This is a genomic window from Duganella sp. CF517, assembly GCF_900110275.1.
GTDB lineage: Bacteria > Pseudomonadota > Gammaproteobacteria > Burkholderiales > Burkholderiaceae_D > Rugamonas.
In genome coordinates this window covers 188,003-207,764 of record NZ_FODC01000009.1, presented here as the reverse complement: position 1 = coordinate 207,764, position 19,762 = coordinate 188,003, and the positions used below count along the sequence as shown (strand labels likewise).

At 64.2% G+C, this 19,762-nt stretch carries 23 protein-coding genes; 10 read left to right on the top strand and 13 right to left on the bottom strand.

The features are described 5' to 3' along the window. Window positions 1–97 precede the first annotated feature (97 nt). Window positions 98–598: a type VI secretion system amidase effector protein Tae4 gene (locus tag BMX85_RS27625; protein ID WP_090326753.1), complete on the top strand. Its 501-nt coding sequence runs from the start codon at window positions 98–100 to the stop codon at window positions 596–598. Window positions 599–701: 103 nt separating this feature from the next. Here BMX85_RS27625 and BMX85_RS27620 read toward each other — a convergent pair whose 3' ends face one another. The 5 genes from BMX85_RS27620 to BMX85_RS27600 form a co-directional block, all read right to left on the bottom strand. Continuing rightward, complete coding sequence (locus BMX85_RS27620; RefSeq protein WP_090326750.1) at window positions 702–1,649, bottom strand: AraC family transcriptional regulator; 948 nt, start codon at window positions 1,647–1,649, stop codon at window positions 702–704. Window positions 1,650–1,767: 118 nt separating this feature from the next. Continuing rightward, window positions 1,768–3,306 carry a carboxylesterase/lipase family protein gene (locus tag BMX85_RS27615; RefSeq protein WP_090326747.1) on the bottom strand — a complete coding sequence of 513 codons (1,539 nt, stop codon included), beginning with the start codon at window positions 3,304–3,306 and terminating at the stop codon, window positions 1,768–1,770. Window positions 3,307–3,489: 183 nt separating this feature from the next. Further along, a complete protein-coding gene (locus BMX85_RS27610) occupies window positions 3,490–6,366 on the bottom strand; it encodes a TonB-dependent receptor (RefSeq protein ID WP_090326744.1) in 2,877 nt (958 codons plus the stop codon). Between the two features lie 411 nt (window positions 6,367–6,777). After that, window positions 6,778–7,485, bottom strand: coding sequence for a DNA-binding protein (locus BMX85_RS27605; protein ID WP_090326740.1), 708 nt, complete (start codon window positions 7,483–7,485; stop codon window positions 6,778–6,780). Window positions 7,486–7,605: 120 nt separating this feature from the next. Further along, the gene (locus BMX85_RS27600) at window positions 7,606–8,010 is read right to left on the bottom strand and encodes a YgiW/YdeI family stress tolerance OB fold protein (protein ID WP_090326738.1); all 405 of its coding nucleotides are present in this window, start codon (window positions 8,008–8,010) and stop codon (window positions 7,606–7,608) included. A 314-nt stretch (window positions 8,011–8,324) separates the two neighbouring features. Between BMX85_RS27600 and BMX85_RS31535 the strand changes: the two genes are divergently transcribed. Together BMX85_RS31535 and BMX85_RS27590 are read left to right on the top strand one after the other, a co-directional pair. Next, window positions 8,325–8,666 (top strand): hypothetical protein, encoded by a 342-nt coding sequence (locus tag BMX85_RS31535; protein WP_307174377.1) that lies wholly within the window; start codon window positions 8,325–8,327, stop codon window positions 8,664–8,666. Window positions 8,667–8,721: 55 nt separating this feature from the next. Next, the gene (locus tag BMX85_RS27590; protein ID WP_307174375.1) at window positions 8,722–9,279 is read left to right on the top strand and encodes a hypothetical protein; all 558 of its coding nucleotides are present in this window, start codon (window positions 8,722–8,724) and stop codon (window positions 9,277–9,279) included. A 38-nt stretch (window positions 9,280–9,317) separates the two neighbouring features. On the opposite strand, the gene BMX85_RS27585 is transcribed toward BMX85_RS27590, so the two are convergent. From BMX85_RS27585 to BMX85_RS31390, 4 genes are all read right to left on the bottom strand, one after another. Next, window positions 9,318–10,694, bottom strand: a complete 1,377-nt coding sequence (locus BMX85_RS27585; protein ID WP_090326732.1) for an ATP-binding protein — start codon at window positions 10,692–10,694, stop codon at window positions 9,318–9,320. After that, on the bottom strand, window positions 10,684–11,349 hold the full coding sequence (locus BMX85_RS27580) for a response regulator (protein WP_090326729.1): 666 nt from the start codon (window positions 11,347–11,349) through the stop codon (window positions 10,684–10,686). The genes BMX85_RS27585 and BMX85_RS27580 overlap by 11 nt, the downstream gene beginning before the upstream one ends. Before the next feature lie 131 nt (window positions 11,350–11,480). Then, entirely contained in the window at window positions 11,481–11,804 is a 324-nt protein-coding gene (locus BMX85_RS27575; protein ID WP_229210691.1) for a type II toxin-antitoxin system RelE/ParE family toxin, read from the bottom strand. Between the two features lie 5 nt (window positions 11,805–11,809). Further along, on the bottom strand, window positions 11,810–11,944 hold the full coding sequence (locus tag BMX85_RS31390) for a hypothetical protein (RefSeq protein ID WP_255372403.1): 135 nt from the start codon (window positions 11,942–11,944) through the stop codon (window positions 11,810–11,812). A gap of 238 nt (window positions 11,945–12,182) precedes the next feature. Here BMX85_RS31390 and BMX85_RS27565 point away from each other — a divergent pair, with 238 nt between their 5' ends. Beyond that, complete coding sequence (locus tag BMX85_RS27565) at window positions 12,183–12,638, top strand: fasciclin domain-containing protein (protein ID WP_090326724.1); 456 nt, start codon at window positions 12,183–12,185, stop codon at window positions 12,636–12,638. A 66-nt stretch (window positions 12,639–12,704) separates the two neighbouring features. Here BMX85_RS27565 and nhaR read toward each other — a convergent pair whose 3' ends face one another. Beyond that, complete coding sequence (gene nhaR / locus BMX85_RS27560) at window positions 12,705–13,604, bottom strand: transcriptional activator NhaR (RefSeq protein WP_090326721.1); 900 nt, start codon at window positions 13,602–13,604, stop codon at window positions 12,705–12,707. 117 nt (window positions 13,605–13,721) lie between these two features. On the opposite strand from nhaR, the gene BMX85_RS27555 reads away from it, so the two are divergent. Genes BMX85_RS27555 through BMX85_RS27545 form a run of 3 tightly spaced genes read left to right on the top strand, consistent with a single transcriptional unit; the run spans window position 13,722 to window position 15,518 of the window. Beyond that, window positions 13,722–14,087 carry an HPF/RaiA family ribosome-associated protein gene (locus BMX85_RS27555; RefSeq protein WP_090327080.1) on the top strand — a complete coding sequence of 122 codons (366 nt, stop codon included), beginning with the start codon at window positions 13,722–13,724 and terminating at the stop codon, window positions 14,085–14,087. 27 nt (window positions 14,088–14,114) lie between these two features. Next, window positions 14,115–15,071, top strand: coding sequence for a TerC family protein (locus BMX85_RS27550; RefSeq protein ID WP_090326718.1), 957 nt, complete (start codon window positions 14,115–14,117; stop codon window positions 15,069–15,071). 24 nt (window positions 15,072–15,095) lie between these two features. After that, complete coding sequence (locus BMX85_RS27545) at window positions 15,096–15,518, top strand: tellurite resistance TerB family protein (protein WP_090326715.1); 423 nt, start codon at window positions 15,096–15,098, stop codon at window positions 15,516–15,518. 63 nt (window positions 15,519–15,581) lie between these two features. On the opposite strand, the gene BMX85_RS27540 is transcribed toward BMX85_RS27545, so the two are convergent. Beyond that, window positions 15,582–16,157 (bottom strand): histidine phosphatase family protein, encoded by a 576-nt coding sequence (locus BMX85_RS27540; RefSeq protein ID WP_090326712.1) that lies wholly within the window; start codon window positions 16,155–16,157, stop codon window positions 15,582–15,584. A gap of 160 nt (window positions 16,158–16,317) precedes the next feature. Here BMX85_RS27540 and BMX85_RS27535 point away from each other — a divergent pair, with 160 nt between their 5' ends. The 3 genes from BMX85_RS27535 to BMX85_RS27525 are packed head-to-tail and all read left to right on the top strand — an operon-like array spanning window position 16,318 to window position 18,249. Further along, window positions 16,318–17,109, top strand: coding sequence for a metal-dependent hydrolase (locus BMX85_RS27535; protein ID WP_229210700.1), 792 nt, complete (start codon window positions 16,318–16,320; stop codon window positions 17,107–17,109). A gap of 19 nt (window positions 17,110–17,128) precedes the next feature. Next, on the top strand, window positions 17,129–17,806 hold the full coding sequence (locus tag BMX85_RS27530) for a type 1 glutamine amidotransferase domain-containing protein (protein WP_090326707.1): 678 nt from the start codon (window positions 17,129–17,131) through the stop codon (window positions 17,804–17,806). A gap of 14 nt (window positions 17,807–17,820) precedes the next feature. Then, window positions 17,821–18,249, top strand: a complete 429-nt coding sequence (locus BMX85_RS27525) for a DUF2177 family protein (RefSeq protein ID WP_090326701.1) — start codon at window positions 17,821–17,823, stop codon at window positions 18,247–18,249. A 22-nt stretch (window positions 18,250–18,271) separates the two neighbouring features. On the opposite strand, the gene BMX85_RS27520 is transcribed toward BMX85_RS27525, so the two are convergent. Together BMX85_RS27520 and BMX85_RS27515 are read right to left on the bottom strand one after the other, a co-directional pair. Further along, window positions 18,272–19,066: an anti-sigma factor family protein gene (locus BMX85_RS27520; protein WP_090326698.1), complete on the bottom strand. Its 795-nt coding sequence runs from the start codon at window positions 19,064–19,066 to the stop codon at window positions 18,272–18,274. After that, a complete protein-coding gene (locus tag BMX85_RS27515; protein ID WP_090326693.1) occupies window positions 19,063–19,566 on the bottom strand; it encodes an RNA polymerase sigma factor in 504 nt (167 codons plus the stop codon). Before BMX85_RS27515 ends, BMX85_RS27520 begins: the two co-directional genes overlap by 4 nt. Between the last annotated feature and the right edge of the window lie 196 nt (window positions 19,567–19,762).

Sequence of the window (19,762 nt, the reverse complement as noted above, 5' to 3'; positions counted from 1 at the left end):
GGCGCCCCGGGGGATTGACGGGTATTGAGCCCGCCACGCGGCGGAAGGCGCATAATCGGCAGGCGGCAATCCGGCAACCTCGACCAAGGAGCACATCATGACCCGTCCCCGTTTCAGCGATGCATGGGCCGCCTCGCTGCGGATTTACGACCGCGACAATTCCGCCGCCAGGGTGGCGGAGGTGATCGGCGGCTATGTGGCCAGGAACATCAACAACCCCAACCCTTCCCAGCGCTGGGAAAACACCTGCGCCGTGCGGATGAGTTATATCCTGGGCGAAGCCGGCATGGTGTTGCCCGCGATGCGCGGCAAGACGGTGTCGGGGGCGGACAAGCGCCAGTATTTTTTCCGTGTGCGCGACCTGATCGCGTTCCTGACGCGCCAATGGGGCAAGCCGGAAGTAGTCGACCATCCCGCCTCCGGCGGCGGCCCGCTGGCCGGCCGGCAGGGCCTGATCCTGTTCGAGGTGTCCGGCTGGGACGACGCGCTGGGCCATGCGACGCTCTACGACGGCATCGCCTGCTATGACAACTGCTATTTCAACGAGCCGGGAGCAAAATACCGCACCGACCGCGCCAACTTCTGGAGCCTGAATTAGATTTTCACTTATCCACTTTGGTTTCAGCGGCGCCAAACTGAGCAGCAGCAGCAGCAGCAGCAGCGGCAGCAGCGGCGCCGGCATCGCAACCAAGGCAACACCGTCAGCGCCGTGCCGGGGAATCTGCCTGTTGCTGGATGGACTTGATGTGCCGCATCGGCGGCGCGCCGAACATGCGGCGGTACTCGCGGTTGAACTGGGTCGGGCTTTCATAGCCGACGCGGAAGGCGGCGGTGGCCGCGTCGGCCGCTTCGCTCAGCATCAATTCGCGCGCGTGGTGCAGGCGCAGGTGCTTTTGGTATTGCAGCGGGCTCATCGCCGTCATGGCGCGGAAGTGATGGTGCAGGGTCGACACGCCCATGCGCGCGATCCCGGCCAGTTGCTCGACGCGCAGCGGCGCCATGTAGTTCTGCTTGAGCCAGGAAATGGCCGCCGCCACCCGGTTGGTCTGCGTGCCGGACAGCGCGATGCGCCGCAGGTGCTCGCCCTGCTCTCCGCTGAGCAGCCGGTACAGGATCTCCTCGTGGATGTGTGCGGCGAGAAAGGGCAGGTCGCGCGGCGTGTCCATCAGTCCGATCAGGCGCGCCAGCGCGTCGAACAGCCCGGTGGTGGCCGTTCCCACCGCGATGGCCATGTCCCCCCGCTGCGGCGCGCTGGCGCGCACGTCGTGCTGCACGATGAGACGGCGCAGGCACTCCAGGTCGAGCCGCAGCAACGCCGCGTAATAGGGCTCGGCGTCGCTGGCGTCGAGAATCCGCACCGTTGTCGGCAGATCGATCGCCGTCAGCAGGAAGTTCGACTCGTCGTAGTCCAACACCGCCGCGCCGACCACCACCTGCTTGCGGCCACGAATGATCAAGGACACGCTGGGCTCGTAAATGCTGGAAAACGGCGCCGACGGTTCCGTCACGCGGTACAAGGTCAGGCCCGGAATGCCCGTCTCCAAGGCAGGCGAATGCCACGCCAGCCGCTCGCAATCGGCCAGGATGCGCCGTCGCACGGGCAAGGTGTGCGCGCTCGCCGGACGGTCCTTCAACTCTGATGCTTTCACAGGCGCTCCCGAAATCCCACCCCCACAGTCTAGCCGTTCGCGTGTGGATTGCGCCAGCACATTGCTTCACGGCGACAGGATTGGGCAAGAGTTGGACAGCATCGGGCTAGCCGATCGCTTATTTTTCCATCGGCGGAAACACCGAGAAGTCGGGCAGCGGATAGCGTTCGAGTTCGGCCTCGTTGCCGATGCGCGTCACCGACGCGTTCGTGCCGTCGTAGGCGGGCCAGGCCGGCAAACCCTTGCCCTCGGGGCTGCCCATGGCGGCGAAGTTGACCCAGGTCCGGGCCAGCCGCGCGGCCAGTTCACGATCCGGCTTGCTCCACGCGCGCCCGTCTTTGTCCAGATTGTCGAACACGTACGCAATCTCGGCCCCGTGGCCGGCGCCGCAGCCATAGCCGCAAGGCGTCGCCGGTTCGGCCGGCTGGTGCGCGAAAAAGTACGCGTACGATTTGGCGCGGCCATGCCTGGCGTGCAGCTTGGCCCAGGACAGGCTGCCCCAGCCCCACCAGTCGTTGGTGAGCTGATCGATGGAGGCTTTGGCCTGGGCATCGGTGGCGCCGGGATAGCGCGCCAGCAACGCTTCGGACGGCGCGTCACCGAGCAACCTGGTCGCCAGCTCGCGGTGCCGGGCCGCCGTGAAATCGCCGGTGCCCAGGATTTCCGGCGCCAGGTCCTTGCCCTCCTCGGCGTTCCATCCGACCAGCAGCGGCACGTCGTTCTGACGGTGCCGGCGATAGGTCGTGGCCAGGTCTTCGCGCAGCACGTGGCCATCGACAATCGCCTGCGGCGACCACGCCGGCTTTTGCAACGCCTCGACGCTCAGCGCGCGCAGCCGCGCCACGTCCGTCGCGCCCAAGCCCCGCGCGAAGGCCAGTCCCTGCGCCTCGGCGCGCCGGCGATCGAGGTGGCTGCGGTCGCCGGCGTCGCGCGGCACCGCCGCGTAGCCGCTCTCGGCGATGGCGCGCTGGAACAGGCCCTTCGCCAGCGGCGAGACCACCATCGCCCCGACCGACGTGCCGCCCGCCGACTCGCCGGCGATCGCCACGCGCTCCGGATCGCCGCCGAAGGCCGCGATGTTGTCCTTGACCCAGCGTAATGCCGCGATCTGGTCCAGCAAGCCCTGGTTGCCGGAGGCGCGGTGCGGCGATTCGGCCGACAGGTCCGGATGGGCGAAGAAGCCGAAGATGCCGAGGCGGTAGTTGATGGTGACGACGATGGCGCCGTGCCCGGCCAGGTTGGCGCCGTCGAAGCCGCCCTGCGCGGCGGTGCCGCCGTAGTAGCCGCCGCCGTGTATCCAGACGATCACCGGCAGCTTGGCGGCCTTTTCGGGCGCCCAGATGTTGAGGTAAAGGCAGTCTTCGCTTTTCGGGTTGCTCACCCACACGGCGGTCTGCGCGCACGCGGGCGAATACGCGGTCGCCGGCTTGACGCCTTTCCACGGCGCCACGGCCTGCGGCGCCCGCCAGCGCAACGCGCCGACCGGCGCGGCGGCGAAGGGGACACCGAGGTAGGTGTTCATCGCGCCGTCGCGCGTGCCGGCGATCGCGCCGCCGGTGACCTTGACCGGAACGGTCGGCTGGGCCGCGTGGGCCGCGCCGGCCGCCAGGCCCCCGAGCTGCAACGCGACCAGGGCGGCCGCACGTAAATGTCTCATTATTATGTTCTCCGATAATGGTCGGAATGCTACTCCCTTTATTGCTTGGCAAGCGTGTGAATTTGCGCAGCCGGCTTTTCGACATTCACCAACGGCTTGCGACGAAAAAAAACGCGCCGGGGGCCGTGGCCCGCGACGCGCAAATGAAATCGCCCCCTTGCGGCGACTACTACATGGTGACGCTTACATCTTCCAGCGCAAGCCAACCGCGACCGAACGTCCGATCTGGAGCGTACCGAAGTTGGTCGTCTGCGGGGTACCCGCATTGCCGAAGTGGTAGTACTGCTGCTGCATTTCGTTGGTCAGGTTGACACCGCTGATATCGACCGACATGTTGTCGTTGATTTTGTACGACACTTGCATGTCCACGCTCTTTTCCGGACGGCGCCAGATACCGAGCGGATTGGCGAACTGGGCGGCTTCGTTGGTGGACAGGAAGCCGGAGCGCCACACATAGGACAGGCGCGCGCTGACCGGACCCTTTTCGTAAGCCAGCGTGGCGTTGTACGACCGGTTGGACACGCCGAAGAACGGTGTCTCGAGCTGGGCGACGATGTCGCCGGCATCATTGACCTCGGGCACGTTCTGCGACGACGACAGTTTCGTGAAGCTACCCTGGAACCCCAGGCCGTCCAGCACGCTAGGCAGCCATTTCGGGAAATAAACCAGCCCCAGCTCGACGCCCTTGATCTTGCCGTCCGAAGCGTTGACCGGCGAGTTGATGACGTAGTCGTAGCCGTTCGTATGGTCGCCGCCCGAGGTCGAGTTACGGAACGGATCGTTCGCCGGATCGACGTGTACCCGGCGGCGCAAATCGACGATCAAGCCCTCGATCTTGCGCTGGAACGCGGTACCGTAGAGTGCGCTGTCCTTCTGGAAATACCACTCGGCCGTCAGATCCAGGTTCTTGGAGCGCGTCGGTTCCAGGTCCGGATTGCCGCCGCTGCCCGAGCCGTAACCCACCCGGGTCACGTCGTCGCCGAGTTGCAGGACCGGATTCAAACTACCGAAGTTCGGGCGGCGCAGGGTTTGACCATAATTGGCGCGTAGCACGACGTCCTTGGCCGCGTCGTAAATCAAGGTCGCGCTGGGCAGGAATTTGCTGGTCGACTTGCTGGCACTGGACGGCGTGACGGCTTTGGTGGTGGCATCGATCTTATAGAACGTCATGTCGGTATCGACCTTGACGTAGCGCATACCGAAATTGCCGCGCAGGCGATTGCCGAACAGCTCGTTTTGGGTATTCCCCATCAGGAACAAGTTGCTCGTCTTTTCATCGACCTGGAACGTCTTCTGCAGCCTCAGCTGGTCCGTCGTCAGGAAGTTCGGATCGGTCGAGCTGAACATCTTGCGCCAGTCGTCGATATGGTCGCGGATGTAGTAGGCATTGGGTTCCACCCATGCGCGCGGAACGTCCGCGATGTCGGTGCCGAAGCCCGAGTTGGTGGAGGAATACTCCGGACCGAGCGAGGCGAGGTTGCGGTTCAACGTGCCCGACTGGTTGCGGTTGGCCTCCGACGCCTTGCGCTCGTCGAGGCGCGCGCCGAAGTGGATCGTCTGCAGCGGGCCCCAGTCGGCATCGTAGATGCCCGACAGATTGGCCGTCGCTGCGCTACCCTTGTTGCGGTTGGCGGTATCGAAGAACTGCGCGACATTCCACTTGGTCGGGTCGGTCAGGTCGGCATTGTTGTTGAAACCAAAGGCCGTGTTGCCGCCGCCGGCATTGAAGTCGACGTTGATGGAAGGTGCGACGCGATCGATCCGGGTGGCGGTGAATTCCGAGTGGAAGCTGCTGGACTGGTACGAGACATCACCCTCCAGCTTCAGCCTGTCGCCGATATCCCACTTGCCGTTCAGGGCATACACGCGCGAATCGGTGGCCGACGTGGTGTAGTCGCCGCTGTTGAAGCCATAGACGCTGCCGACATTCCGGCTCTTGATGATATTGGTTCCCGGGAAGGTCGTAATCGTCCCCGCGGGGTTGCTGCCGAGATCGCCCCACCAGTCGGCAAAGCTGAACAGCAACTGGTTGAAGGCCTTGTCACGATAACCGCTGTACATCGATTCGAAGGTGTAGAGCGAACTGCTGTTCGGTTTCCACTGCAACGCGAGATTGGCGGCGGGACGCTCGCGCTTGCCCTGCAGGTCGCTCTGGAACACGGCGTCGCGCGCCAGGTAGTAAGGATAGGCCTTGCCGTTGAAATCGAGCGTGGAACCTGCCGCCATCGGCAAGCCGGTACGGGTGCCCGGGGTCCAGATGCTGGTGTCGGTGATGCGCTGCAGGGGCGTGTAGCCGGCGGGGACTTCGGCCGCGTTGGGGCTGGTGAACGGCACCATCGCCCCCGGCGTCACGCTTTCGTTGCGGTACTTCGTCCGGCTGGCCGACAGATTGATCAGGGCGCCGACTTCGCCGATGCCGGTTTCCCAACGGTTGCTGAGCAAGGCGCTGAGTTGCGGGTTGGCTTTCTTGGCGGGATCGAGATAGGTCTCACGCGCCAACAGCGACACTTTCGATCCCTTGAAATCGAACGGCCGCAGCGTCTTGACGTCCACCTGGCCGGCGATTCCAATCTCCAACTGGCTGGCGTCGCGCGTCTTGTAGACGTCGATCTGGCGAACCAGGTTCGACGGAATGTCCTGCAGCGCGACCTGTGTGCCGGACGCGGTAAAGATCGTGCGGCCGTTCCACGTGGTTTGGACGTCGGGCAGGCCGCGGATGGACAAGGTACCGACTTCGCCGCCGGAGCGGTTGGTGACCTGGATCCCCGTCACGCGCTGCAGCGCCTCGACCACATTGTTATCGGGCAGCTTGCCGATGTCTTCGGCAACGATCGATTCCACCACCTGGTCGTTGGTGCGCTTGATCGCCAGGCTCTTGATCAGCGACGCCTTGACGCCGGTGACGACCACGGTGTCGATCGGCGCCGCCTGTTCGGCCGGCGCTTGCGCCCACACCGAGGCGCTGCTCAGGATACCGGCGCCGGCGAGGACGGCGACCGACAGCTTGATTTTCAGATGATATTGGGGTGCCGCGTGTTGCCCCGTCGCAGGAACGCTCATGTCTGTCTCCGTAATTATAATTTTTGTAAATGATTTAGTTCGCAAGCATGTTTTCTTGTGCTGCGAAACTAATCTTAAGGAGCGAACCGACAGCGAACCAATCAAATTTTTCCCGGTTCCGATACCGAAACAGTTATGACAACGCGCTGGAAGTTACTGTTTTCGATCGTGAACGGCACTGCCCGGCCGACGGCTACACCGGGCGCACAAGCGGCAAAAGGGGGGATTCGGGCGCGCGCCGCGCACCGGCGCGGCGGCTACCTGAAGAAGAGCTCGCCACAAGCCGGGCGGCAGTAAAAAAAACCGGCCACGCGGCAAATTGTTGCGTGAAAGCCGCACTGCGGCGATGGCGGGGGGCGGGTGAGGCGGCCTCGGTAGAACCGCCGGCCCCGCCTGCCGGTTTGCGCGGGCTTATTCCGCGCGGCGCGCTTCGCCGCTGCGGGAGGCGAGTTTGGCCCGCAACTCCTTGATCTCGGCGGCGAAACTGTCGCGCGCCGTGACCGCGCCGACCAGTTCCATCTCGGCTTTGAGCCGCGCGTCGGACAACGCGGCGGCGGCCGCCACGTTGCGCTCGATCTGCGCGCGCAGGTCGGCCAACTGGCTATCCTTGCCCTCGATGGCCAGCTGGTCCTTCGCCTTGCCGACCAGCGCGTCGGTGGCGATATGGCGCGCGTTGCGCAGCTCGGCCTGCAACTGGTCGATCTCCTCGCCACGCTCGACCAGGGTCGCCAGCGCCTCGTCGCGCTCGGCCGTCAGGCCGGCCACCTGGGCCAGCAACTCCTCGCGCTCGGCCTCGAACTGCTCGCCGGACTTGAGCAGCACCTCCATATCCTCCTCGGACTGCGCCAGCGCGTCGCGCGCGCCGACGCCGGCCTCCTCGGCCAACTGCTGCGCCCACTTGCCCAGCGCGACGGCGATCGGCTCCGGAATATCGAGCTTGGGCGCCGCCGCCGGCTTGGCGTTGCGCGCGCGCCACGCCGTCAAATGCTTGTGCACCGCGTTGACGGAGGCGCCGTCGAGCAGCGCGCTCACCGCCTCGATCGTCACCCGCGTGCCGTCGCGCTGTAACCCATCGGCCGCCGAGGCGACCTGTTCGGCTGTGACTTCTTGACGTGACATTGCATGCTCCAGTGGAAATTTAACAAATACGATCCCCACAAGATACAGATGTTGTTACGCGACGGCAAGACTAATCCGGCGAATGTGCACGCCGCGCGCACAGGTCGCACAGCGGGTTGCTTAGTTGGTCACGACCTTGATTTGCTTAACGTCCAGGGTCGATTCGCCAAAGGTTTCCTTGTCGAATTCGCCGGTCAGCTCGACCAGCGTGTTCTGGTCGATCTTGGCGCCGTCCGGGAAGCGCTTGGCGTCGATCTCGACGGTCATCTTGCCGCTCTGGTCGGCGAACTCGTATTCCTCGCCGCCCTTGTGGTTGACCAGCTTGCCCTTGAGCTTGACGTACTGGTCGTCCTTGCCTTTGGCCAGCAAATCCTTGGCCGTCATCAGCTGCACGGTCGACGGGCCGGAGTAGCCGGCCGGCGCGGCGTTGGTCGACGGCCCGGCGTAGCCGCCGGGCTGGGCGACGGCGAAGGCCGAACCGGCCAGCAAAGCGGTGACGAGGGAGAGTTGGAATATGCGTTTCATGGTGTTGTCCTTTGTGGTTGTAAGTCGTTATCGGGACCTGCTATGTGTTGCAGGCACAGACGCATTACACCGATTGGACATTAACCGTATCTTAAAGAATCTTAGAGCATGCGAGGAGGAAGTTTGACATGCTCTCGATGAAGCACAACGAGACGCCGCGACCTACGCGGGTTCACACCAGTTGCTCACGAAAACTTGCATTCCTTGCGCGAGTGCAAAGGGCATTCCTGGCAGGAGTCTACGCTAAAAGCGCCTGCGCGATTGAAGCCCGTCAATCCAGTCACGGTAATCAGCCTTCGATACGAAAGACCGATATGATGATGACACAACCAGCCGCCGCCAAGGCGCGTTCCAGCTACGAGTTGTGGCAAGACACGATAGACGCTTCACTAAAGGATCGCCGATGGCACTCGCACGATTGTGACCTCCAACGCATAGTCGCCGAATTGAACCGTCATTTGTCCGGTAAGGGCGGCTATTTCCCACTCGATTGGCGTATCGTCAAGGCGATGGTTTGGACCGAATCAGGCGGTCCGAACAACCCGGCATGGCATAACAATCCAATGCAGATCGGCAATAGCGGGGACCCCGGACTGGCGGCCTTATTGTCGGGGAAAGAGGGCGGAAAAAGCTCAACCCCGGAGCATTCGTCCTGAAGCCGGGTCAGACACTGAAGTATCAGAAAGCAGCTATTCAGAAGGTCATTGTAGGATGGGACATGGTGACGACATCGACCGTCGCGGCGCGCTACAACGTCGGCGATCCGGCTTACGCGAAGAAGTTGAATTACTGCTTGGCTACGATGCGCAAAAGTGCGGTAAATGGCGACGGATGTGCGCCATGATCCGGCTCGCGCTTGCTTTATGCATGGCGGCGGGACTGACGGCACAGGCCGGCGAAGCGCCATTCACTGGTCGTTTCCTCGGTACCGGTCGGGCCTGCTATGGCATGCTCGCAGTGCGTACCCAGACCATATCCTGGCTAACTACATTCAGTCAGTGCCAGGCGCCCCATAAATTGGTCGAACACACGGACAGCGACGGGCACTTGCGCATCACCTGGCGCTTCACGCGAATCATTCCTGGCTGCCGCTACGAGCTCATCTCGCTCACGCATGATGGCGGCCCCAATCAAGACATCGGTTGGAGCGTTACAGGATATGGCAGCGAGCAAAGTTACCTCAACGATAAGCGTGCCGGCTATAAGGCTGCTACTCCGGACACAATGTCGTGCTACCTGGTCCGAGAAGCCGACCAAAAACCTCGCTAGAAAAAACACACAGGATAACCCTCGGTATCCGTGGATCGTTAAGGAAGAGGATCGGGCGGCAGGTTTAGCGTCACACCCAGGCCCCGGCCGTCGAGGCCGACGCCGAACACGATGTCGATGCCGTGCAGGTCGGCGATGCGCTTGACGATCGACAGACCGAGTCCGCTGCCGCCCTGCCCCTGCCCCAGCACGCGGAAGAACCGCTCCGTCAGCCGCCGCCGGCTGGCCTCGTCGACGCCCGGACCGTCGTCGCGCACGACGATGCGGCCGCAACCGGCGATGCGGTCCGCCGCGATCTCGACCCGGCTGCCGGCCGGGCAATAGCGCAGCGCGTTGTCGATCAGGTTGCGCAGCATGATCTCCAGCATCTGCGGATTGGCGTCCACCTGCTCCAGATCGCAGCGCGCGGTCAGCGTGACGCCGCGCCGCTCGGCCTCGGCCGCGTGGGCGGCCAGCAGCCGTTCGAACAACGGCGCCAGCGCCACCGGCTGGCGCACCAATTGTTCGCGCGCCAGCGGGTCGAGCCGGGCCAGCGCCAGCAGGCTGTCGACCAGCGCCGTCATGCGCGCGATATCCTGGCGCAGCTTCTGGAACGACGCCGCCAGGTCCGGATGCTGCCGCTGCAGCAATTGCACGTGCATGTGCAGCCCCGCCAGCGGCGTGCGCAGTTCGTGCGCGGCGTCGGCGGTGAAGCGGCGCTCGGCTTGCAGCGCCGCATCGAGACGGCCCAGCACGCCGTTCAGCGCCAGCACGATCGGCAACAGTTCGCGCGGCTGGCCGGCGGTCGGCACCAGCGCCAGATCGTCCGGCGTCTTGGCCGCGATGGCCGACGCGGTCCGGCGCAAGGGCTTGAGCACGCGCCCGGTCAAGACCCAGCACACCAGCGCCAGCAACGTCAGAAAGCCCAGCACCGGCAGCCACAGCGACTCGGCCAGTTCCTCCAGGATGTCGAAGCGTTTCTTGTACTGCTGGCCGACCTGCACCTCGAAGCGGCGCGCCTCGTCGCGCACCACGAACACGCGCCAGCGGCGCTCGTCCACCTCGGGATCGGCGAAGCCGTGGCTGTCGTCGAAGCCGGTGACGAACGGCCGTACCGGGGCGCCGCTGGTACGCTGGATCACGCGCCCATCGACGACGATCTGGTATTGCATGTCGACCTTGCGGCCGTTCGCGCCGCCGGGCCGCGCCGACGCCAGCAGGCCGCGCTCGTTCCATTCGGTGGTGGCGGCCATGATCATGTAGCCGGACTCCTCCAGCGCGTCGTCGAACACCTCGTTGGTCTCGTGCCAGGCGATGACGGTGACGATGCCCAGGCTGGCCAGCCACAGCACGGTGCTGGCCGCGACGATCGCCGCCAGCAGGCGCCGCCGCAGCGACCACGGCGCGCGGTGCGCGTCGGCCGGTTCAGTCGTCATTGTTTTTCAACCGGTAGCCGAGGCCGCGCACGGTGACGATGTTGTCGGCGCCCAGCTTTTTGCGCAGGTTGTGGATGTAGACCTCGATGGCGTTGCTCTCCACCTCATCGCCCCAGCCGTACAGGGTTTCCTCGATCTGTGCGCGGGTGACGATGCTGTTCTTGCGCAGCAGCAGCGCGTACAGCACGTGGTATTCGCGCGCGGTCAGCGCCACCGGCTGGCCGCCCAGGCTGGCCTGCTTGGTGTCGAGGTTGAGCGCGATGTCGGCGTGCACCAGGTCGTTGCTCACCTGGTCGGCGCCACGCCGCACCGCCGCCCGGATGCGCGCCGACATTTCCTCCAACTCGAACGGTTTGACCAGGTAGTCGTCGGCGCCCAGGTCCAGTCCTTCGACCCGGTCGGCCAGCGCGTTGAAGGCGGTGATGAGGATGACCGGCACGTGGTTGCCGGTGGCGCGCAGTTCGGCCAGCAGGGCGTCGCCGGACATGCCGGGCAAGCCACGGTCGAGCAACACGCAATCGTAGCGGTGCGTCATCAGCGCGGTCTGGGCCGAATCGCCACGCTGCACCCAATCGACCGCATGCTGGTCAAGCCGCAGCCACGCGAAGATGGTTTCGCCCAGGGAGGTGTCGTCTTCGACTAACAGTATGCGCATAGGGACTCGTAAAGGAGATTGCCGCCAGTATGGCGGAAGAACGCGGTCGAGTTTGGCGCGGCAAGATGAAACGAATCTTAAAGCAGGTCGCTCACCTTTAGCAGGTCGGGCGAATGTGTTTAAGGAAGCGGCTAGAAGTCTCTCAACAGGCGTCGCGTGAGCAGCGAGGTCATATCGCGCCGCACATCAACGATCATGTGGACGTAAATCTTGTCTTGGCGGACTTCATAAATTATGCGATTCAGCTCAGAAACGACTTGCCTAAACTGGTGAAGATTGAATTTTTCAATCTCGTCCGGGACGCCGCCCGAAAAAGGGACGTTCTGCAAATGTCGAATGGATTCTTTTAACTTTGCGTAAGTATCCCGCCATACTTCCAATGAGAAATTTTTGACAATGCAGCTTTTCAAGTCCTTGAGGTCTCGCTCGGCAGAGTCAAGGATGATCACCCGCATTCTCATCAGTCGTCAGCTTTATCCAATTCGGCAAAAACATCTTCTGCGTCTCGGAATTTGCCTTGTTCGATTTCTCGACTGCCTAAAGCTAACATCTTCAGCATCGCGAGCGTCTGCTCCTGCTCCTCGTAGCTCTTCACATCTACCTTCCGACAATGACAAACCAATTTTAGTCCGAATTTAGTCCAGCGCCCATAGGCTTAAAGCTTTTTTGAAACTCATGTGACGCCCATGCGGCACTGATGTAGCCACGGCGGCTGAACCGTTAATGAACCGTATATCACGCCACACAGTACGACATCCAGCGGACAATATTCGTTTGAACCTATAAATTACACCCATGCCGGTTGCAAAACGGTTCACTCAAAGGAGATCTACATGAAGAAGTTCTTGATGGCAGCAGCTTTCACCATGGCTTTCGGCGCGGCCAACGCGGCGGACATCGTCGACACCGCCAAATCGGCCGGCTCGTTCAACACGCTGGTGACGGCGGTGCAGGCCGCTGGCCTGGTCGACACGCTCAAAGGTCCGGGTCCGTTCACCGTGTTCGCGCCGACCGACGAAGCCTTCGCGAAGATTCCAAAGGCCAAGCTCGACGCCCTGCTGAAAGACAAAGCCGCGCTGACCAAAGTGCTGACCTACCACGTGGTGCCGGGCAAAGTGATGGCCGCCGACGTCAAACCGGGCAAGGTCAAGACCGTGCAAGGCGAATCGCTGACCGTCACCGCCAAGGATGGCAAGGTCATGGTCGACAAGGCCCACGTCACCAAGACCGACATCGCCGCCGACAACGGCGTGATCCACGTGATCGACACCGTCGTCATGCCGAAGTAATTTTCAAAGTCTCACCGTTTGCGACGGGCTGGGTTCTGCGGAACCCGGCCCTTTTCCGTTTGCGCATCAAGCCGACAAAGTCTCCAGCGCGGCCTGCTGGATTGCCTGCGTGGCAGGATGACTGATGCGCCGCTCGGTCGTGATCGCGTAGACCTGCTCGCGCAGCGACGGAATGGTGCCGATCAACGCCACGCCGTACTGCGCGCAAATGGTGTCGGCGATCGCCGCCGGCGCGAAGAACAGCCCGGCGCCGGATTGCCCGAAGGCCTTGATCATGGCGCTGTCGTCGAACTCGCCGATCACGCGCAGACGTGGCACATGCGTGTGCAGCCATTGCATCAACCTGGCATGCACCGCGAAATCCTCTCCGGGCAACAGCAGCGGGGCATTGTTCAGGCATTCCGGAAACGACCCGCTCAACGTCTCCACCAGGGACGGCGCTCCGAACACGCCTAGCTCGCTTTCTCCCAGCAAGTGGTTGTAGCCCCGCACGCTTAAATGGCTGGGCATGGCGCGGTCGGTGATGATCAGGTCGAGTTTGTGCACCGCCATGTCGGCCAGCAGCGCGGCCAGCCGCCCCTCCCTGCAGATCAATCGTGTCGGCTCGGCCAGCGACAGCGCCGGCGCCACCAGGCGGCAAGCCACCGCCTTCGACACCGAATCGGAAACCCCCACCCGGAACGTGGTGGCTTGTGTAGCGGACTGGTCCTTGACGACCTCCAGCAAGGCGTCGCCGGCGCTGAAGATGTCCTCGGCGTGGCGCAGCACGCGGTTGCCGGTCTCGGTCAGCTCCAGCCGCCGCCCCACGCGCCGGAACAGCTCGACGCCGAGCGTGTCGGCGAATTCGGTGAGCTGGCCGGAGATCGATTGCGGCGTCAAATGCAGCTGCTCGGCCGCCTTGGCGATGCTGCCGCTGCGCGCCACCATCCAGAAGTAACGCAGGTGTTTGTAGTTCAGAGTGGCCATGATGAATCCCCCAAATACATCGGTTAACTCGATGAATTAACCAAGTATATTCGAATTGTACGAATGATTGAGTGCCCCTATCATGAGCCTTGTCATCCACCAAGAAAGGAAATGATCATGAACATCGCAATCCAATCGAACGGCCTGGTCCTGACCGAAAGCCTGCGCGCCTACGTGTATCGTCGCCTGGAAACGTCGCTGGGGTGGGCGCTGACCCGCCGCCTGGCCGTCTGGCTGTCGGACATCAACGGCCCGCGCGGCGGGCGCGACAAGCGCTGCAAGATTCAGATCAGCCTCGACAACGGCAAGACCGTCGTCATCGAGGACACCGAGGAAGACATGTACGCCGCGATCGACCGCGCCGCCGAACGCGCCGACCGCGCGCTGGCGCGCCAGTTGTCGCGCAGCCGCGCCTTCACCCACGACAAGGTGGCCACCCTGGCGCCGGCGGACGACGAGTCCGACGGCAAAGACGATCGTTAAACGTAACCACCAAGCGGAGAGCGGCAAATGACTGGAATCGAAAACATCGCCACCGCCCCCATGTGGGCGGGCTTCGTGGCCTTCGTGCTGTTGATGCTGGCCGTCGACCTGTGGGTCTTCGGCGGCAACAAGGCGCACAAGGTGACATTGCGCGAGGCGGGCGCGTGGTCGGTAGGCTGGTTCAGCCTGGCGCTGGCGTTTAACGGCGGCCTGTGGTGGTATTTGAACGGCACCGTTGGCGCCGAGATCGCGGAGCAAAAATCGCTGGAGTTCCTGTCCGGCTACCTGATCGAGAAGGCGTTGTCGGTCGACAATATCTTCGTCTTCCTGCTGATCTTCACCGCGTTCCAGGTCAAGCCCGAATACCAGCGCCGCGTGCTGATCTACGGTGTGCTCGGTGCGATCGTCATGCGCGCCGTCATGATTCTGGCCGGCGCATGGGTGGTCAGCGAATTCAGCTGGGTACTGTACCTGTTCGGCGCGTTCCTGCTGTACACCGGCGTCAAGATGTTCAGGGCGGTCGACGACGAACCGGACGTCACCAACAACCCGGTGCTGAAGTTCGCCCGGCGCCACCTGCCGGTGTCGGAAGGCGATCACGGCGAGAAGTTCTTCGTGTGGAAAGACGGCAAGCGTTATGTGACGCCGCTGCTGCTGGTGCTGATCCTGATCGAGGTGACCGACCTGGTGTTCGCGGTCGATTCGATCCCGGCCATCTTCGCCATCACGTCGGACCCGTTCATCGTGTTCACGTCGAACATGTTCGCGATCCTGGGTTTGCGGGCGCTGTACTTCCTGCTGGCCGATATCGCAGACCGGTTCCACCTGCTCAAATTCGGCCTGGCACTGGTGCTGTGCTTCATCGGCTTGAAGATGCTGTTGCTGCCGTGGATACACATCCCGGTCCATATCTCGCTGTCGGTGGTGGCCTTGCTGATCGCGGGTAGCGTCGTCGCCAGCTTGTATGTGACGCGTAAAAAATAAGTTAAATTCTGAAGGAGTAACGCAATGCGACATTACGAAACCGATAGCGCCAGCGCCGCTGGCCGACTCGTGGCCCTGTGTATGGTGGTGGACGGCAACATGGCGCCGTCCGAGCTGCAGGCGCTGCAACGTTCGCGGCTGCTGGAATACATCGATATCGATATCGACAACTTCCACGACCTGGTCGACGACCTGTGCCAGGACATGCTGAGCACCGCCGTCAAGCACGAGCACGTGGTGCTGGACGAGGCCACCATCGACGCCCTGCTCGGCGAAATCCACGACCCGGCGCTGCGCCGCCAGTTGCTGCGCGCCATGTGGAACATCGCCGACGCCGACGGCGTGCTGGCCGACGCCGAGGCCAAGCTGCTGTCCCGGGCCTGCGCCGTGTGGTCGGCCGAGTCGCACTTCGTCAAGGACGAAGCCAGGCAGCTGGCGGTTCGCTAAGCTGAACCGACTAGGCAAGGAGCCGCCACCGCCGAAAAGCGGTGGCGGCTTTTTTTTACGTTTCTATTTCGGCAGCGGCAGCACGCCGGCGGATTTGAGCGTACCGTCCGGCTGCGCCAGCGCCACCACCATCTCGCCCTGCGCCAGGCTCTCGCCGACCAGCACGCGGATGTTGATGTCGTGGGTCACCAGCACCAGGTTGCCCGGCGCCTTGTGCGCGGACAGATAGGCCCGCAACGCGCGCACCTTGTTCTGGCGCGCCGCGTCGTCGTCGTTGAACATCGAATCGACCATCGCCTCCGGCCGCACGCGGCCGAACGCCAACTGCGCCGTATCGACGCAGCGGCACCACCTGCTCGACAGCACCTCGGACACCGGCACCTCGCGCTCGCGGAAGGCGGCGCCGACGCGGCGCGCATCCTCGCGTCCACGATCCGACAAATTGCGTTGGGTAGCGCACGCTCCGAGCTTAAAATTTTCCGGGTCGCCGACGCCCGGCACGGTCGCCGCGTGGCGCATCAGCACCACATAACCGCCTTCGCGCAGGCGGCGCCACAAGGCCGCGCTGTCCGTATCGGCAGCACTGGCGGGGCGCGCGCCCAGCAGCGCCAGTATTCCCATAAATGAACGACGCAGCATAACGCCTCCTGAATTGGCCAATCCAGACAGTATGCGGCACAGCTCGACCGTGTGACGCGCTCTTGGCATCTGGCGTATGCTGAATGTCCATTCCATCCACTTGAGGAGCCCTCCCATGTCAGGCACATCGAAGACGCTGCGCGCGCTCGCGGCAACGCTGATGCTCACCACCGCCGTCGCCGCCTCGGCCCAGGACAGCAAGGGCAACAAGACGGAAGTGCAATGGCTGGGACAGGCCACGTTCAAGATCACCACGCCGGGCGGCAAGGTCATCGTCGTCGATCCGTGGCTGACCTCGAATCCCAAAACCCCGGCGGCTTATAAGAACCTGGAAGCCCTGGGCAAGGTCGACCTGATCCTGGTCACGCACGGCCACAACGACCACTTCGCCGACGCCCCGGCGCTGGCCAAGCTGAACAACGTGCCCGTCTACGGCCCCGCCGGACTGATGCAATCGGTGGCGGCGCTGGAGATCCTGCCGGCCGCGCAGGCGGTACGCTTCGGCAAGAGCGGCACCGTCACGCCGCTCGGGCCCGACATCAAGATCACCGCCGTGCACGCCGAGCACAGCTCGGAGCTGGGCTGGAAGAACCCGGCCACCGGCAAGGACGAGGTGCACGTCGGCGGCGAGCCGGTCGGCTACATCATCGAACTGGAAAACGGCTTCAAGATTTACCACATGGGCGACACCGGCCTGTTCGGCGACATGAAATTCATCGGCGACTACTACAAGCCGGACCTGGCGCTGATGCCGATCGGCGGCCACTTCGTCATGAGCCCGAAGGACGCCGCCATGGCGACGCGCGAATGGCTGCATCCGCGCTACGTCATCCCGATGCACTACGGCACCACGCCTCAGCTGAAGGGCACGCCGGCCGAATACAGCGCGGCGCTGGGCCACGGCAAGATCAAGGTCATGGCGATCAATCCCGGCGACAAGCTCGACTTTTAACATCACACAAAGGACACACATGAACATTCTGATGGTACTCACCTCGCACGACCAACTGGGCGACACCGGCAAGAAAACCGGCTTCTGGCTGGAGGAATTCGCCGCGCCGTACTACAAGCTCAAGGAAGCGGGAGCGAAACTGACCGTGGTGTCGCCGAAGGGCGGCCAGCCGCCGCTCGACCCGAAAAGCGACGAAGCCGACGCGCAAACCGAAGCGACGAAACGCTTCAAGGCCGATCCGGAGGCGCAAGCGACGCTGGCCAACACCGGCAAACTGGCCGACGTGTCGGCCGCCGAGTTCGACGCCGTCTTCTATCCGGGCGGCCACGGCCCGCTGTGGGATCTGGCCGAGGACCGCGACTCGATCACGCTGATCGAAGCGATGATCGCCGCCGGCAAGCCGGTCGCCGCCGTCTGCCACGCCCCCGGCGTGCTGCGCCACGTGAACGGCCCGGACGGCAAGCCGCTGGTCAACAGCAAGAAGGTGACCGGCTTCACCAACACCGAAGAGGAAGCGGTCGGCCTGACCGACGTGGTGCCGTTCCTGGTCGAGGACATGCTGCGCGAACGCGGCGGCATGTATTCGAAGCTGGGCGACTGGCAGCCGTACGCGGTCACCGACGGCCTGCTCGTCACGGGGCAGAATCCGGCGTCGTCGGAAGTCGCCGCCGAAGAACTGCTGAAACTGCTGAAGTAGACCAGGACCGCCCCATGGACAACACCGTCACCTCCCTGAGCGCGCAGCAATGGGCGCTCGGCTACGGCGCCGCGCTGCTGGCATTGCTGGCGATCGATGCGCTGTGGCTGACGTTCTACATGGGGCCGGCCTACAAGGCGGCCCTCGGCGACCTGCTGCTGGCCCAACCCAGACTGGCGTCGGCCGCCGCCTTCTACCTGCTGTTCGCCGTCGGCGTCGTGGTCTTCGCCGTGGCCCCGGCCCTGCGCGCCGACAGCTGGCAAACCGCCGCGCTGCTCGGTGGCCTGCTCGGCCTGGTCGCCTACGGTACCTACGACCTGACCAACTACTCGGTGCTGAAGGCCTGGCCGCTCGGGCTGACGTTGATCGATATCGCCTGGGGCGGCCTGTTGTCCGCTGCGGCCGGCATTGCCGGCTACGCGGCCGCCAGCCGCTTCGGCTGAGTCGCCAGACGAACCGAGCGGATCAACGCTTCCAGCCGCGCTGCTTGGCCGCCAGCTCGCCCTGCGCATCCAGGGTGGCGCCGGCGATGCGGGCGTCGATCGCCTCCAGCACCGCCGCCGGCATCGCACTGCCCGCTTGCCTGTATACGCCCCCCTGCGTCCCCTCGCCGTTGCCCGCCTCGGTCGTCATCACCAGTTTCCATTGCTCGCCGCTGCGGCAGGCAAGCCCGGCGGTCTGGCGCATTGTAAAGCTGCGGCACAGCGCGCCATCGTTGGCCGCGAAGCTGACGCCGATGTCGACCGCCCCGCCGCGCGCGCCGGCCGATTGCTGCGACAGCGCATTGGACAATGGCCCCCGCGCCACCAGCGCCCCATCGGCGCCGGCCACGGCGATGGCCGCCGCGCCCGCGCCTTCGCGCGCGGCGCCGCCAAACACCAGACTCCCCACCAGTACCCCGACCGCCAGCGAGGCGGCCACGCCGCCCCACTCCCGCCACGACCAGCGCCGCGCTTCCCCATCCCCGGCCGCGTGGGACGCCGGCGCCGACGCGTGATGCGCGCCGCCGGCCCGGGCGGCGCGCACCGCGCTCAGATCGGCCACCTTGCCCGGCCAGGCGGCCGCCACCAGTCTCGGCGGAACCGGCTCGTCGGCGACGGCGGCGAACGCCGCGAACACGTCGGCCCGCAGCGCCTGGTGCTGCGCCACGCGGGCGGCGACGGCCGGATCGGTGCGCACGGCGCGCTCGACCTCGCTGAATGCCGGCTCGGCCAGTTCGCCGTCAGCATAGGCCATCAGGGTTTCGTCGGAAAGGCTCATGTCGCGGTCCTCTGTTGATCAGATAAGATTTCCTGCAATGCGGCGCGGGCGCGCACCAGACGGCTGGTCAGGGTGCCCATCGGAATTTCCAGCACCTCGGACGCTTCCTTGTACGGCATGCCGTCGACCAGCACCAGCGCCACCACCATGCGGTGCTCCTCGGACAACATGCCGACCGCCTTCTCGACCGCCATGCGTTGCTGCTGCGCCTCGGCCGCCTGGTCGCCGACATGCTCGCCCGCGTCTTCCGGCGCGAACAGCTTGTCGCGCCGGATGCGCGCGCGCACCTCGTCGATCCAGGCGTTTTTCATGATCCGGAAGATCCAGCTGTCCAGGCGCGTGTCCGGTTGCCATTGCGCGCTGCGTGCCAGCGCCCGCTCGACGGCGATCTGCACCAGGTCGTCCGCGTCGTCGCGGTTGAAGACGATGGTGCGGGCGAAACGGCGCAAGCGCGGCAGCAAGGCGGCGATATCGTTGTTGATGGTGGCGTTTGCGGTCATGGATATCGGGTAAACGTCGCGGCGCGGGATTTTAATCCCTGCCCCGTTCGTTTATTCATCGGAAGCCGAATGCTTATACTATCATCGTCCAATATGCCAAACAGACCGCAACTAAACGTGCGACGGCTGCGACTGTCTGTGGCGCTGGCGGGTTCCGTTGCCGCCGGCGGCGCGGGCGAGCGCGTCGAACGGCCCG